This is a genomic window from Nocardioides sp. NPDC057767, from assembly GCF_042798275.1.
Classification (GTDB): domain Bacteria; phylum Actinomycetota; class Actinomycetes; order Propionibacteriales; family Nocardioidaceae; genus Nocardioides.
Window position 1 is genome coordinate 22,163 of record NZ_JBHVKJ010000019.1, and the last position, 14,259, is coordinate 36,421.

Annotated in this window: 9 protein-coding genes; 5 read left to right on the top strand and 4 right to left on the bottom strand. The window is 66.4% G+C overall.

Annotated features, from left to right (window positions below):
• The first annotated feature begins 52 nt into the window (after positions 1–52).
• From glyA to ACFVDI_RS11805, 3 genes are all read left to right on the top strand, one after another.
• Complete coding sequence (gene glyA, locus ACFVDI_RS11795; RefSeq protein ID WP_378904695.1) at positions 53–1,384, top strand: serine hydroxymethyltransferase; 1,332 nt, start codon at positions 53–55, stop codon at positions 1,382–1,384.
• Positions 1,381–4,548, top strand: coding sequence for an amino acid adenylation domain-containing protein (locus ACFVDI_RS11800; RefSeq protein WP_378904698.1), 3,168 nt, complete (start codon positions 1,381–1,383; stop codon positions 4,546–4,548). The genes glyA and ACFVDI_RS11800 overlap by 4 nt, the downstream gene beginning before the upstream one ends.
• Positions 4,549–5,046: 498 nt before the next feature.
• Positions 5,047–5,550: an Rrf2 family transcriptional regulator gene (locus ACFVDI_RS11805; protein WP_378904701.1), complete on the top strand. Its 504-nt coding sequence runs from the start codon at positions 5,047–5,049 to the stop codon at positions 5,548–5,550.
• On the opposite strand, the gene ACFVDI_RS11810 is transcribed toward ACFVDI_RS11805, so the two are convergent.
• Complete coding sequence (locus ACFVDI_RS11810) at positions 5,547–6,902, bottom strand: cytochrome P450 (protein ID WP_378904704.1); 1,356 nt, start codon at positions 6,900–6,902, stop codon at positions 5,547–5,549. The two genes, ACFVDI_RS11805 and ACFVDI_RS11810, sit on opposite strands and share 4 nt — an antisense overlap.
• Positions 6,903–6,923: 21 nt before the next feature.
• The gene (locus tag ACFVDI_RS11815) at positions 6,924–7,574 is read right to left on the bottom strand and encodes a flavodoxin family protein (protein WP_378904708.1); all 651 of its coding nucleotides are present in this window, start codon (positions 7,572–7,574) and stop codon (positions 6,924–6,926) included.
• A gap of 104 nt (positions 7,575–7,678) precedes the next feature.
• On the opposite strand from ACFVDI_RS11815, the gene ACFVDI_RS11820 reads away from it, so the two are divergent.
• Positions 7,679–8,215, top strand: coding sequence for a DUF1697 domain-containing protein (locus tag ACFVDI_RS11820; RefSeq protein ID WP_378904711.1), 537 nt, complete (start codon positions 7,679–7,681; stop codon positions 8,213–8,215).
• 636 nt (positions 8,216–8,851) lie between these two features.
• Here ACFVDI_RS11820 and ACFVDI_RS11825 read toward each other — a convergent pair.
• Entirely contained in the window at positions 8,852–10,084 is a 1,233-nt protein-coding gene (locus tag ACFVDI_RS11825) for a cytochrome P450 (protein ID WP_378904714.1), read from the bottom strand.
• Between the two features lie 140 nt (positions 10,085–10,224).
• Between ACFVDI_RS11825 and ACFVDI_RS11830 the strand changes: the two genes are divergently transcribed.
• Positions 10,225–11,034 (top strand): SAM-dependent methyltransferase, encoded by an 810-nt coding sequence (locus ACFVDI_RS11830; RefSeq protein WP_378904717.1) that lies wholly within the window; start codon positions 10,225–10,227, stop codon positions 11,032–11,034.
• A gap of 68 nt (positions 11,035–11,102) precedes the next feature.
• Here ACFVDI_RS11830 and ACFVDI_RS11835 read toward each other — a convergent pair whose 3' ends face one another.
• Positions 11,103–14,252 (bottom strand): AMP-binding protein, encoded by a 3,150-nt coding sequence (locus tag ACFVDI_RS11835; RefSeq protein ID WP_378904720.1) that lies wholly within the window; start codon positions 14,250–14,252, stop codon positions 11,103–11,105.
• Between the last annotated feature and the right edge of the window lie 7 nt (positions 14,253–14,259).

Sequence of the window (14,259 nt, forward strand, 5' to 3'; positions counted from 1 at the left end):
CCACCGCCCCTTTACTCCGGCTGGTCTAGGAATTGCCGCGGAGGTGGTGCAGATGCCCAACGTTCTGAGCCCGATAGGCGTTCGCCAAACTGATCTGGCCCGCGACGAACCGCTCGCAGGGTTGCTCGACGCTGAGGTGCGTCGTGCGCGCTCGGCGGTGCCGTTGGTGGCCTCGACGTCCATAGGACACCCCGAGATGCGAGCGCTGGCCGGTTCCGAGTTCGGAGACCTGACTACGGAGGGCTACCCGGGCGCACGCTTTCACCCCGGATGTGAGGTCTTCGACCGAGTCGAGGAACTGGCCCAGGCCCGAGCCTGCTCGGCTTTCGGGGCATCGTTCGCAAACGTGCAGGCACACTCGGGTTCCACGGCGAACCAGGCCGCCACGGCCGCGCTGGCCAGCCCTGGTTCACGGGTGTTGTCCATGGATCTGAAGGCCGGCGGCCATCTCTCGCACGGCGCGCGAGCATCACAGACGTCGCGCTGGTTCGAGTACGTCCACTACGACGTCGACGGCGAGGGATTCCTGAACTATGACCAGATCCGTGCACAAGCTCGCGAGGTGAAGCCGGCTCTCATCATCTGCGGCGCGAGCTCGTACCCGCGGCAGATCGACTTCGCAGCATTCTCGGACATCGCCCGGGAAGTCGGAGCTGCCCTCATCGCCGACATCTCTCACATCAGTGGACTCGTGGTGGCCGGGCAGCACCCCTCCCCCGTCCCGCACGCCGACCTCGTCACCACCAGCACCTACAAGCAGCTCGCCGGGCCGCGCGGAGGGCTGATCCTGGGCGGGACGAATGTGCCAGACCCTCAGGCCCTGCACCGGCGAGTCGATCAGGCGGTCTTTCCGGGCCTTCAGGGCACGCCCAACGGCGCAGCGGTCGCGGCAAAGGCGTGGGCGCTCGGTTACGTGACCAGCCCCGAGTTCCGCGCGATCGCCGCTCGCATCGTCGATCTGGCGCGCATCGTCGCCGACCGGCTGGCGAGCCATGGCCATCGCATCGTCACGCGCGGAACCGACACGCACATGGTGTTGGTCGACACGTCGGCGGCCGGGCTGTACGGCCTGGAGTCCGAGCGGTCGCTCGAGGAAGCCGGGATCCTGGTCAACCGCAACGCCATCCCCCACGACCCCCGGCCGCCCAGTCGGCCCAGCGGAATCCGACTGGGGCTCAACAGCCTTGCTCAGCTCGGCGCCTCAGACGCCCAGGCAGCCCTCGTCGCGGACATGGTCGCAGCCGTCCTCGCTGCTCTGCGGCAGACAGAGACCTACCAGCTGCGGGACACCATCGAAACGACCCGTATCGAAACGGCGACGCTGATGGAAGAGCTCTGGACCACGTACTCAGAGGCCACCGCAACGAGAGGCGTATCGGCATGACCACGACCAACCACGACTCATTCCCTCTCACCGCGACGCAGGAGGCCTATCTGGTCGGGCGCGGCACAGGCGTGGACTTCGGCGAAGTCGGTTGCCAGGGCTACTGGGAGTGGCAACGCCCCTACCAGCCGGGCGACGAGGCCAAGGTTCGCGATGCGTGGAGCACGATCGTGGAGCGGCACCCGTCGCTCCGAACGGTGATCACCGGCGACCGCTCGTCGCAGAGGACGCTCCCTCCGGAATCCGCGTGGACCTTCACCTTCAACGACTGGTCCCAACTCCCACCCGATCAGGCCGACGACCAGCTGACCCAGCTTCGAGACCACCTGTCGCATCATCTGTTCGACCCCAACACCTTCCCCCTGTGGGACGTGCAGGTGTCGTTGATGCCGGATCAGAACGCCTACATCCACTTCAGCCTGGACCTGTTGGTCGCCGACGCGTGGAGTTACTACCAGGTCCTGGTCCCGGAATTCGCGGCTCTTCTTCTCGGCCAAGACCTGCCGGCGGTGCCGGAAGCGTCGTTCCAGGACTGGGTCATCGCCCAGGAACGTTCCACCCGCGAGTCGGCCTCATGGCGACGATCAGAACAATACTGGGTCAACCGGCTGCCGAGCCTGGCTCCCGCCCCGCAACTGCCTCGAGGACCGGGCGAGGGGACGGAGTTCACGCGCTTGGAAGACTCGGTGGACGCTCGCGGATGGGCTGCCATCCAGAAGACCGCCGGCAAGCGACGGGTGGCCGGCACAGCACTCGTGGCAGCAGCGCTCGGTGAGGTGCTGCGACGTTGGGGGGCCGGTGAGAAGTTCACCATCACGGTGCCCACCTTCGTGGCATCACGTGCTTCCGAGGTGTACGCGGGGGTGGTGGGAGACTTCACCAGCACGATCCTCCTCGAGGTGGACGGGTCCGGCGACTCGTTCGCGGCCCGGGCCCAGACAGTGCAAAGGCAGCTGTGGAGCGACCTGCCCCACTCGGCGTTCAGCGGCATCCATGTCGCTCGCGAGATGGCTCGCGCCTCGGGCGCCACACAGGTCAGCTTCCCGTTCGTGCTCACCAGCCTGCTCGGTCAGCCACCTCGCCGCTACCACACCGACCTGGGCGTCTCCACCTACACCAGCACCAGGACGCCGCAGGTGAGCGTCGACGTACAGGTGGCCGAGGTCGAAGGCGCCTTGGCGTGGAGCTGGGACTTCCGGCGCAGCGCGTTCCCGCGCGGCCTGATCGAGGACATGTTCACGGAGTTCGGTCGAGTCTTTCGTGATCTGTCGGGAGACGACGTCTGGGACAGCGCCGACTGCATAGCCCAGCTCCCGACCCACCAGGCAGCCGCGCGGGCGCGCGCGAACAGCACAGACGGTCCCGTTCCGGCGAACACCTTGGGCGAGTCGTTCTGGAGTCACGTCGAGTCACGACCCGCCGCAACGGCGTTGGTGAGCGAAAACGGCAGCCGCCTGACCTACGCCGAACTGGCTCAAGCCGCGAGAAAAGTCGCCGGGGCGGTCACCGATTCCGCCCACGAAGACGGCCCGGTGGCCATCGTGCTGGCGAAGCAGGCAGCGCAGTTCGTCGCCGCGCAGGCGGCGAACTATGCCGGCCGCACGTTCGTCGCCCTGGACCCGGACCAACCCCTGACCCGGCTGCAGCGTGCGTTCGACTCGGCTTGCCCCGCTCTCGTCATCGCCGACGAGCCACTGGCATCAGCCCTCGCCTCGCTCACGCAAGCCCCCGTGCTCACCGTGACCCGGGCACAGGCGCACGAGGCCCTCCGGATCCCGGCCACACCCCCTGAGGCGTGCTACGTGGTGTACACCTCTGGCACGAGCGGGAAACCGAAGGGCGTGGTGGTGGGCCAGGTGGGGGTGGCGAACGCGTTCGCCCACATGAGTGAGATCGGAGCGATCGACCACACCGACGTCGCCTACGCCGTCTCCCCCTTCCATTTCGACCTGGGCATGTTCGAGGCGCTCGGCATGCCGGCCCTCGGCGGGACAGTGGTCGTCGCACCGCCCATCGTTTACCCGCTGAGGTGGCTCAACGACGTCCAACGTGAACGGGTCACGGTGTGGAACTCCACCCCGGCGCTGCTGAGCTTGCTGCTCGATGCCGCCGAATCCCAAGGAGAGACCCTCACCAGCCTGCGTACGGTGATCCTGGCCGGCGATCGGATCCCGGGGCACCTGCCCCACCGCCTGGCGCGGCTGGCGCCCAACTCGCGCCTCATCGCGTCGGGGGGCCCGGCCGAGACCTGCGTGTGGTCGGTCTACTACCCCGTGCCCGTCGACTTCCCGGCGTCGAGCCCCTCAGTTCCCTACGGGCTGCCCATGCGCAATCAGCGTTATCTGCTGCTGGACCACCTCGGCCGCGAAGTGCCCGACTGGGTCGAAGGCGAGATGGTCGTCGAAAGTGAGGTCGGACTGGCCGAGGGATACCTGAACCTCCCCGGCGAGACCGCAGAGAAGTTCCTGCACGCCGCCACCCCCGGTACCCGCCGATACGTCACCGGAGACATGGGCCGTTGGAGGCCGGACGGACTCATCGAGATCACGGGTCGCAAGGACTTCCAGATCAAGGTCAACGGCATACGCATCGAACTGGGCGAAGTCGTCGAAGCACTCAAGACCCTGCCCGAGGTCCACGACGCGGTGGTGGTGCAAGCAGGCGGCACCTCGGACTCACCCCTGGTCGCCTTCGCGAGGAGCGACGACGTCGCGATGAGCGAGATCGCGGTGAAGACCCACGTGTCGAACCTGCTTCCACGCGCAGCGGTACCGGCAAGGGTCATCGTGGTCCCGCAGTTCCCGCTCACCCCCAACGGGAAGGTCGATCTGCTGTCCCTGCAGGAGACCGCAGCTGAGGCCGTCGCGGCCGCGGCGTCCCAAGACGACGGATCCGTCGAACGCGACGCCATCGAGGTCGTCCTGTCGGCCTGCTGGCTGAGTCTCCTCGGGCACCGGATCGGGCGGGACGACAACTTCTTCAGCGTCGGCGGCACCTCGTTGGACGTGGCCAAGGCGACGATGCGATTCAGTTCCTTGACAGAGTTCGACGTCGATGCCCGGACGATGTTCATCCACCCCACCGTCCGGTCAGCGGCGCGAGCGCTCCTGGAACGTCACGGCCAGGAGATGCTCAACCGATGCAAGCTGATCACCAACGCCTAGCGGCAGCGGTGCAGCCCACGGTTGGCGCCACAGGAGGCGTGGCACTCCGCCTGATCGCCGAGAAGGCTGATGCGGTGAAACTCAATCGCCCACGACCGTTTGCCTGATCAGGATGGCGGGGGCTGGCTCCCCGCCATCCGTATTTGCCGCGCGTAACACGGCTACTCGTTCGCCGTGCGGCAACTTCCCGGGTCGCCGCCGGCGTGTAAACGCCGGGCGTCGGCCCCACCGACAACCGTCGATGGAGATCGATCCTCGCGTTGCTGCGGAAGAACATCCTCGAACGCCGCCTGTGGGCGCCCGGGAAGTGATTCGCACCATCGTCATCGACAGAGAGATCCAACTTTGTGGCCATCACCAGGCGGCGCTCGGCAGACTGCTGCGGTTGAGTTCGACGCGGCGTGGCCCCGCCGGCCAATGAGGATGCATGACTCAACAACCACCCGATCGTGCGGGGGTCCCCAGATGCGCGTACCCTGTTCCCAAGGGAGGTCCCGCATGTCGAATGCCCGGTTGACGCTCGCCTCACACGCGCTGTGCTGGCTCGAGTATTGGCGCCGTGAGGGCAAGGAGTTCCTCACGTCCGACAAGCTCGCCAAGAGCCTGGGAAGTAATCCGGTCTCGGTCCGCAAGGTTCTTGGCGGCGTTCGAGACGCCGGAATCTTGCGCACCGGACGTGGTCCCGGGTCGGGCTGGGCGTTGGCGCGGCCCGCTTCGGAGATCACACTCCTGGACCTGCATACCGCTTTGGGCCTGTCAGGACCCTTTGGCCTTCACGCCTCACCTCCGGACTTCAGTTGCCCGGTGGGCGGCGGCATCAGCCAGACGTTGACTGCCGTCTACGGTCTGGCTGAACTGCGTATGGCCGAAGTGCTCAACGAGGTCACTATCGAACTCATGCTCGAAGATATCCTTCGAGTCAACCAAGGTGGCGAGTCCTGGGCTGCCCGGATTCTTGAGCAAGAATCCGGGCAGCCGGGGCTCGCCTCGATGCTTGGCTAGGACCGTCGGGTCAAGGTCGCGGTCAGATTGTCGGGGATGAAGAAGCCCCCCTCCGCGACCGACAAGGGTTCCTCGGAGAGCTGTAGCTCGAACTCACTCGTCAGGGCTGAGAGCGCCAGCGTTGCCGAGTGGATGGCGAACTGGCGCCCGATGCACATGCGCGGCCCCGTGCCGAACGGCTTGTAGATGTGCGCGGGGCGCGCCTTCACCTCCTCGGGCTGGAACCTGGAGGGACGGAACTCGTGTCGATCCGGTCCCCAGGCCTCGTCGTGGTGAAGAGCTCGGGTAAGCACCGCGGCCCATCCGCCCTTGGCCACCTGATGGACACCGCCGACAGTTGCGTCCTCCTTCGCGACCCGCAAGAACGCCGGCGTGGGCGGCCACAGACGCAACGTCTCGTCGATCACACGCCGCAGAGCGCGCAGCTTGGGCACTTCGGCGAACGTGGGGTACTGCCCTTCGAGCACCTCGGCGGCCTCCTGCCTCACCTCCTCGAGGATCTCGGGGTGGGTGTAGAGGTACATCAACGCGAACGAGATCAATGAGGCGGTCGTGCCGTACCCGGCCACCATGAAGGTGGTGATCTGGTAGCGCACGTTCTCCTCAGGGAGCGTCCGGCCTGTTTCCGGGTCCACGTTCGTCAACATCGCGTCCAACAGGTCGCGCTGCTCGCGGTGGGGGTTGGCCTTGCGCTCTTCGATGACGGCGTCGACCGTCTGGTTCAGCAGCCGCACCCAGCCTTCGAAGTCCGCCCGCCGCTGCTCCTGCAGGTCGGGCGGCAGCACGCTGAACATCAGCGCCTCGACCATGGCGTCGACGTAGGGGTGGCGGCCGGCCTCAGGCCCCATCGTCCCGAAGTCGTAACCGAACCCGGCCCGCCCGATGATGTCGAGCGAGAGCTTCGTGGCCTCACCGCCCACGTCGACAGGTCCGCTCTGCTCCTGCCAGTAGGCGATGAACTGTTCCACCGACTCCCGCATCGGCTCGTGGTAGCGGGCCAGGGCCTCCTTCGAGAACGCCGGCATCAGAACCCGGTGGGCAAGGCCCCAGTTCTCTTCGTCGTTGCGGGCGGTGAAGAGACCATCTCCGGTGATCGGCCTGAATGCTTCCATTCCGAAGCCCGCGAACTTCTCGAACCGACTGTCATCGAACAGGTCCTTGCACACCTCCGAACCCGAGGCGACGACCATCCCGAAGCCCGGCGCCTGGGTCTCGAAGATGGGCCCGAGCTCCTGAGACCAGCTGAACAGCTTCTGCATGGGCTTGACGAAATCTGAGTTGGGAGCGTCGAGCAGCTCAGGGTCTCTGCCCGCAGGGTGCGGGATCGTTCCCAGGCTCCATTCTTCGAGCATCAATCTTCTCCTCTTCGTTGGTCAGCGATCGCGTTCGCTGAAGCTCGCTTCGGCCAAAAGGTCGGCTCCGCCCAGTTCGGCGTGCTGGCGGAGCAGGCGGGCAAGTCGAGCCATGCGTACGGCCATGCGCCGCAGCATCTCCATCCCCTCGGTGTCCTCGAGCACCTCACCCGCGGCGTCGCCGAAGAGCACCGCCGGAAATCCCGAGCCGGGCAGGATCATTCGGTTGAGTAGGAGGTGTTGGAGCAGATAGTTGTACGTCTCGACGTGGGAGTAGCGCCGGCCCGTGACGAACGCACCGCCCACCTTGTTGGTCAGCACCCTGTCGAAGCGCAGGTGTCCGGTACCGATGCGCTCGATGAAGGTCGGCAACGTGGGGCTGGGCCCGAACCCGTGCACCGGTGCCGAGAAGATGACCCCGTCGCAGGCAGCGAGCTTCGGGATCAGCCCTGGAAGCGCGTCGTCGACCTCACACGGCGAGCTGCGGAAATTGCAGTCACCGCACGCTCCGCACGGACGCAGGTCCATGTCCCATACGTTGACGACCTCGAGGTCCACGCCTTCCTCGGCAAGGACGGCCTCGAGGAACCGATAGGCGTGAACCCCGTTGCCGTCGGCTCTCTCGGACCCGTTGATCCCCAAGAACTTGATCCGTTCAGCTTGCTCGGCCATGGCCGCAAGCATGTGGAGCCTCAGTAAGGTATCGGTTAACCGCTCGGCCGGCGTTCGCTCTCGCCGTTGACCCCGGCGGGAGACTGTCGGACCAGGAGGCAATGATGCATGTCGTGTTCTACAGGAACCTCAATCTCGGTCACGCCGGGTCGCCGAACCGGGAGCAGCTGGAGGGTGCGCTCGAGCGGGGCGGTGCCTCGCACGTGAAGTCCTTCCAAACGAATGGGACGGTGTTGATCAAGTCCGAGGACCCCGAGGGCGTTGTGGCTGCGGCAGCAAGCGAACTGGCCGCCACTGCAGGGTACGACGACGTAGCCATCGTGAGGCCGCTGGCGGACCTGGAGGAACTGCTGGCGCTGGGGGTGTTCGAGAAGCACGTATCCCCCCGCACCTACCGCGAAACGGTGACGTTCTTCCAGGGCGGCACGAAGCCGAGCTGGTCGACGCCGTGGACCAACGCCAAGGACGACGTCGACGTGCTGCACGTCGGAGACGGGATCGCCCTGAGCCTGATCCGCAAACCCCGCAACTCCGCTGGGAGCCCGACCTTCGAACTGGAACGGGCCACTGGTGGCGTGGCGACGACGAGGAACCGAGGCTCTATCGATCGGCTGTTGAAGGCTGCTGCGACTTGGAAGTAGTCCTACCTACGTTCTGCCTGCTCGCGTGCCCCGCGCTGCGCCAGGCGAATGCGTGGTCGACGCCGTTCGACGAAGACCAAGCGAAGAAGTTTGCCGACCGCCGCGATGCCGCGGCGTTCTTGACGTCCAGATGGCTGACAAGTGAAGCTGCCGGCCGGGTGCTCGACCTGCCGACTCCACAGGTTCTGATCACGCGGGAATGCGCTCAGTGCGGGTCGACGGCGCATGGGCGGCCCCGAAGCGGCGAGGCTTGGTTGTCGGCATCGCGGCGCCGGGACCTGGTCGCCGCAGCAGCCGGCGGTGTCCCAGTCGCTGTGGATCTGGAGCCGGTGCGGGCAGGAGCAGATGTTCCAGACTCTTGCTTGACCCGCCGAGAACGCGACGCGGACTCCCTGGGCCGGCTTCGCCTGTGGACGCGCAAGGAGTGCCTGGTGAAGCTGGGGCTGTGCAGCCTCGACGACTTCGGGACCGTCAGCGCCGGGGCACCCGAGATGGACAGCGTGCAGGTCGGGGCCGTGCACCTGAGCTCACACCTGGTGCGGCCACAGATGGGAGAGCCCCACCTGGTCACCGTCGCCTCCTTGGGCCGACGGCCCCCCACCCCAGCCTTCGTATCCCGCCGGGATGGGGCGCCGATCAGCCTCGGCCGACGCGGGCCGAAGGGTCGAACCGGATGGGCAACGACGTGAGCCGGTGCACGGTGATGGAGTTCAGCCACACCAGGTCCTCGGCTCGAGCATCGAGCCTCAAGCCCTCGAGCCGGTCCAGCGTACGGCGGAATGCGACCTCTCCTTCCAGCCTCGCCAAGGGCGCGCCCAGGCAGAAGTGAGTCGCCTTGCCGAAACTCAGGTGCGGGTTCGGCTTCCTGGCCACGTCCAGTCGCGCAGGGCACTGGATCACCGCTTCGTCGTGATTGGCCGTGGGCAGCGCGATCGCCACGTGCTCACCCGGTGCGATCGTGGCATCACCGATGCTGACCTTTGACCGGGCGAAACGGTAGGTGACGGCCGAGACCGGGGAGTCGAACCGCAACAGCTCCTCCACGAGCAGCGCTGTGGACTTCGCGTCGCCGTGTGCCAAGGCCCGGCTGAGCTGCTCAGGGTGAGTCAACAGCGCCAACAGGCCGTTGGCCAGCAGGTTGACCGTCGTCTCGTAGCCGGCAGACAGGAAGAGGAACGTGTTCGAGCGAGCCTCGACCTCCGTGAGCCGGCCCTCGTCGACGGCGTGAGCCATGGTCGTCATCACGTCCTCGCGCGGCTCCACTCGGCGCCTGGCAAGCAGTTCACCGGAGAAGTCGTAGAACCACGTACCAGCGGTGAAGATAGCACTCTGGTCCAGGTCGTTTCCGACCCCGGTGATGACCGAAGCGTTGGCCTCGAAGTCCGCCTGATCGGCCTCCTCGACACCCAGAATCCGACTGATCACCGCGATCGGCAGCGGCAACGCGACCGACGTCACGTAGTCGGTTCTTCCCGCTTCGATGAACGTGTCGATGAGTCCGTCGACAAAGGTGGTCATCCACGGTCGAAGCGGCTCCACGTTCTTGCGTATGAAGGCATCGTTCAACACGCTCTTCATGCGTCGGTGATCCTCGTCGTCGGCGAACAGAATGTGCTGTGCGAGCGGGAAGTCACCCGCCAAGGACAGAAATCGTCTGATCGTCGGATCGGCGGCATCGGAGCTGCGGACCAGGTCACGGTTCGCGAACACGGCCTCGACCGCCTTCTGTCCGACGGCGAGCCAACTGGGCATCCCGTCCGGGAGGATCACGCGCACACACCCCTCAGTGACCCCCGTCTTGGCGTAGATGGTCTGGGGCGAGGCAAAGTCGGTGCTCTCAAGCTTGACGACAGTCGGCTGCTCGGTCATTCGTCCCTCCAGTTCGCATGTGGTGACCACCGTCGCAACACGCGGTTATGCACCGAGAAACGAAGGCGCGCTCTCGTTAACCGTGGCTCGCATCGTGCCGTCTCACACTGGCAGGACGAGACGACTCGAAGGGATCTCATATGCGCGAAAACATGGACGTCGGCCGGGCGAACGCGTGCCGCATCTACGACACACTCATCGGAGGTGGCAATCTCTCCGAGGCTGACCGCTCGGCCTATGGGCGTCTCCTGGAGATCAATCCCGGGACCCCGTTCGTGGCACGGGAGAACCGTGACTTCATGCTCAGAGCCTGCCGGACGCTGGCCAGCAAGTACGGGGTGCGACAGTTCCTGGACCTGGGCTGCTCCTTCCCCACCCTCGACACGCCTAACCTGCACGAGGTCATCGCCGAGCACCAGCCGGAGGCCCGGGTGCTGTACGTCGATGTCGAGGCCGAGGTGGAACGCGCCTGGGAACCTCTTGTTGAAGGGCTCTCGTCTGTGGGCTTCATCCACGGCAACGTGTCCGACCCCCATGGCACCCTCGAGGCCGCGCGGGCGGCCGGCGTGCTGGACTTCGACGAACCGATCGCCATCGTCTTGACCGGCGTCCTCCCGTTCGTCCCCACCGACACCGACCCCTGGACGGCCGTATCGGCGTTTCGAGACGCTTGCGTCGATGGCAGCCACCTCGTGCTGTCGCATGCCCTGACCTCGGAGGACTGGCCCGCCGGAGCAGAAGAGGTGCTCAGTATGTACCGCGAGCAGATCCAGCCGATGTTCCCCCGACTCGAGCGTGACGTGCTGCGCTTCTTCGACGGATACCGACTCCTCGAGCCGGGCCTGGTCTCTACCCCCGCGTGGCGGCCCGACACCCCACCGGATCCAGACCTCGTGGCGTTCAAGCGTGCGGTCGCGGCCGTCGGGATCAAGGAGCCCTGCCCACGGTAGAAGCCGCACCACGGACGAAGGCATGTGTGGATCCCCTCCCACACATGCCTTCGTCACTTCACGTGCGTCTAGCTGCCGCCCTGCGCGAACTCAGCCAATGCGGCTGACTTGAGGCGCAGGGCGATGCCCGCCGCAGTCGGATCGTCGTACATCTCGCTCATCCGCAACGACACGCCCAAGTCCGAGCGGGCCGCGGCCGCGGTCCTGGCCAGGATCAGGGAGTGGCCACCCTCGTCGAACAGGTTCGCCGTGCGCGACACCGAGCGTTGGAGGAGCATGTCCCACAGCTCCAGGACCCACTGTTCGAGCTCGGCCACGTCATCGTCCACCACCGTCGAGACGTCAGCGCCGGCTGCCGGGGTCGACGACGAGGCGCTGAGGATCGCGCCGGCCGTCGCGGCGGCGATGACGGCGTGTCTGTCGATCTTGCCGTTCGGGGTGAGCGGCATGGAGTCAGCGGTCACGGCCACCACATCTGGCCGGATCGCGCGTGGCATCCTCGAGAAGGCACCCCGGATCACGGTCGGGTCCGGGGACCCCTTGATCAGAAGGTAGACGCGCTCGCCGTCGCACGCCGCAGCGGCTGCTCCGACCCCCGCTACCGCGGACGCGATCGACTCATACTCCCCTAGCTCCACCCGGTGTCCCCGCACCTTGACCTGGTCGTCCGACCGCCCCAGGAATACGATCTGGCCGTCGACGACCTTCGCCCGGTCGCCGGTGTCGTACCAGCGAACGCCCTCGGTCACGACGAACTTCTCGGCGGTGAGCGCGGGTTGTTCCCCGTACCCAAGTGCCAGGGCCGGGCCACCGATCAACACGTGCCCGACCTCTCGGGGCGCCACCGGTTCGGTGTACGAGGAACTGACGAGGCGCACAACGTATCCCGGCAAGGGCGTCCCGATGGGCGGGTCGGCGGCGAGATCATCACGCAACCGGAAGTGGGTCGCCCAGATCGTTGCTTCCGTCGGCCCGTACACGTTGCGGGCGTCACGGCTGCGGCGCACCACCTCCATGGCCATGGACTGACTCAATCGCTCGCCCCCGACAACGACCCGGGCGATCTTCGACTCCGGGCCCCATCCCTCAGCAAAGAGTGCCGCCATCATGCTCGGCGTCCCATGGACGACGTCGACATTGCCGCGACGGATCTCGGCCACCGCATCCGAGACTCCGCGAAGGCCATGCCCACCCTCGGGGAAGACAATGCTCGCCCCACAGACCAGCGGAAGCAGGAGCTCATCGATGGAGATGTCGAACGTGGGGCTGGTCAGAGCCAGCATTCGTTCACCGCCCCGTACGAACTCCGTCTTCGACGCAGCGCGGACATGTTCAGCCAGCGCTGAACGTCCCACCCAAACCGCCTTCGGCTCGCCGGTCGACCCCGAAGTGAACATCGCATACGCACGCTCGAGGGGCCGGTTCGGGTCGGTCCACTCGACCGCGCCGTTCGCGTGAGGCGTGACTCGTAGCCCGCCGGAAGAAGACCCGATCTCCACATCCGTCTGTGCCTTGATCCGAATAGCCTCGACGCGACTGTCTGGCAAGGAATCGCTGACCGGAACGTAGGCGACCCTCGCCGAGAGGCATCCGAGCAGGGCGACAACGAGATCCGGCCCATGGTCAGCGGTCACCAACGCCGTCGCAGCACCACACTCGAGCAGTTCTGCCCGCAGGCGCGCCACCCGATCGGCGACCTCGGCATACGTAAGGCGAACCTGACCTTGTTCGACAGCGACCTCATCCCCCATCACCTCCACCGACTGGAGGAACAGCTCATCGACGTCGGCGGCGGGATCGGCATTCACCGTGCCCAAGTCCGCCGCCGAATCCCGGCGTCCCAGATCGCCTACGGCCCCACCACGTGCCACATCGCTCAACGCCTGAACGAGGTCATGACCGAGCTGCTCGATGAATTGGGGGGTGAACATCGACTCTGCGTAGTCGATACGCAGCTCAACGTCCCCATTCGGAGTGTTCGATGCCGTCACCTGGAACGGAACCCTGGCCGTATCATTCATCACCGGGCGCGGCGCCATGCTCCCTCCACCCGCCAATGCCAGGGCCTGCGGGTCCGCGGCATCAGTGGTCACCAGCACGTTGTAGAGGGGATTCAGGCCACTCTCGCGGCGTGGCCGCAAGGCCCGCACCAACGATGAGAACGGAACCTCGTGCTCGAGGTTTCCGCTGGCCGGACCCGCCGCGACCCGTGCCAACGCGGCCGACACCGATTCCGTCGGTTCGAGCTCGACCCGAATCGGCAGGCTGTCGGCAAACGGGCCCACGGTCGAGGACAGCCGAGCAGACCTGCGCCCGGACACCGACAGGCCAACGACCATGTCCCACTCTCCGCTGTAGCGGCCACACACAGCCGCCACCGCCAGCATCAACAACGCTGACGGTCCAGCCGACTCCCGGCTCGCAGCTGCGATCGATTTCGCCCACGCCGCTTCGTCGACGCGGAACGAACGGTGGCCACCGCGAAACCGTGAGGCGTTGTTCCCCACGGGCCGATCCGGCGGGAAGTGAGCCGGCGTGGCCGAACCCAGGTGCTCTCGCCACCAGGTCAAGGCCTCGTCGCTGGGTTCCTCGTCAGTGGAGATCACTCCGGCCTGGACCAGGCCCCTGAACTGGTCGGATGTGTCGGTGGATCCCCCGTTGTACCGCGCACAGACCTGTTCGGCCAACGTGGCGATCGACTGACCGTCCGCCACCACATGGTGGGTCTTGACCACCAATGCCAATGACGTCGACATGTCACCGTCGGGTGCGCGCGAGGCTGCGTTGGTTGCCTGCAGCACCCATGCCTTCGTGCACGGCCCGGCGTGGGGGTCGATCGGCTCCGACGCGATGCGGTGTGTCGCGGTCTCGAGGTCGACGTCGCGGACCACCTCGACCGCGGCTGCCGGCACCAGGTGTGACTCGATGCCCGCAACCGTGGCCCGATAGGCGGTGTTGAGCACCGGGTGAGCTTTCAGCGTCTCCTCGACAGCTCGTGCCAGCAGGTCCGCGTCGACCACACCGGTCACGTCGTAGGCCGTCGTGATCGTGTAGGGACTCAACGGTGCTGCCTCGGCCTCGCTGGCGAGAATTGCCGCCTGGGTCGGAGTGACGGGCACCGCGGAGCAGGGATCGTCTAGCGTGGTTGTCGGTTCGATCCCGAACGCGCTACGACGGTCGTCGAGCGGCTTGCTTTCCCACCGCTGCAGGAAGTCCATGCTGGTC

What these genes read in the sequence shown, in the direction of transcription:
- glyA (WP_378904695.1), top strand. Translation starts at nt 53, where the DNA reads ATGCCCAACGTTCTGAGCCCGATAGGCGTTCGCCAAACTGATCTGGCC.
- ACFVDI_RS11800 (WP_378904698.1), top strand. Translation starts at nt 1,381, where the DNA reads ATGACCACGACCAACCACGACTCATTCCCTCTCACCGCGACGCAGGAG.
- ACFVDI_RS11805 (WP_378904701.1), top strand. Translation starts at nt 5,047, where the DNA reads ATGTCGAATGCCCGGTTGACGCTCGCCTCACACGCGCTGTGCTGGCTC.
- ACFVDI_RS11810 (WP_378904704.1), bottom strand. Translation starts at nt 6,902, where the DNA reads ATGCTCGAAGAATGGAGCCTGGGAACGATCCCGCACCCTGCGGGCAGA.
- ACFVDI_RS11815 (WP_378904708.1), bottom strand. Translation starts at nt 7,574, where the DNA reads ATGGCCGAGCAAGCTGAACGGATCAAGTTCTTGGGGATCAACGGGTCC.
- ACFVDI_RS11820 (WP_378904711.1), top strand. Translation starts at nt 7,679, where the DNA reads ATGCATGTCGTGTTCTACAGGAACCTCAATCTCGGTCACGCCGGGTCG.
- ACFVDI_RS11825 (WP_378904714.1), bottom strand. Translation starts at nt 10,084, where the DNA reads ATGACCGAGCAGCCGACTGTCGTCAAGCTTGAGAGCACCGACTTTGCC.
- ACFVDI_RS11830 (WP_378904717.1), top strand. Translation starts at nt 10,225, where the DNA reads ATGCGCGAAAACATGGACGTCGGCCGGGCGAACGCGTGCCGCATCTAC.
- ACFVDI_RS11835 (WP_378904720.1), bottom strand. Translation starts at nt 14,252, where the DNA reads ATGGACTTCCTGCAGCGGTGGGAAAGCAAGCCGCTCGACGACCGTCGT.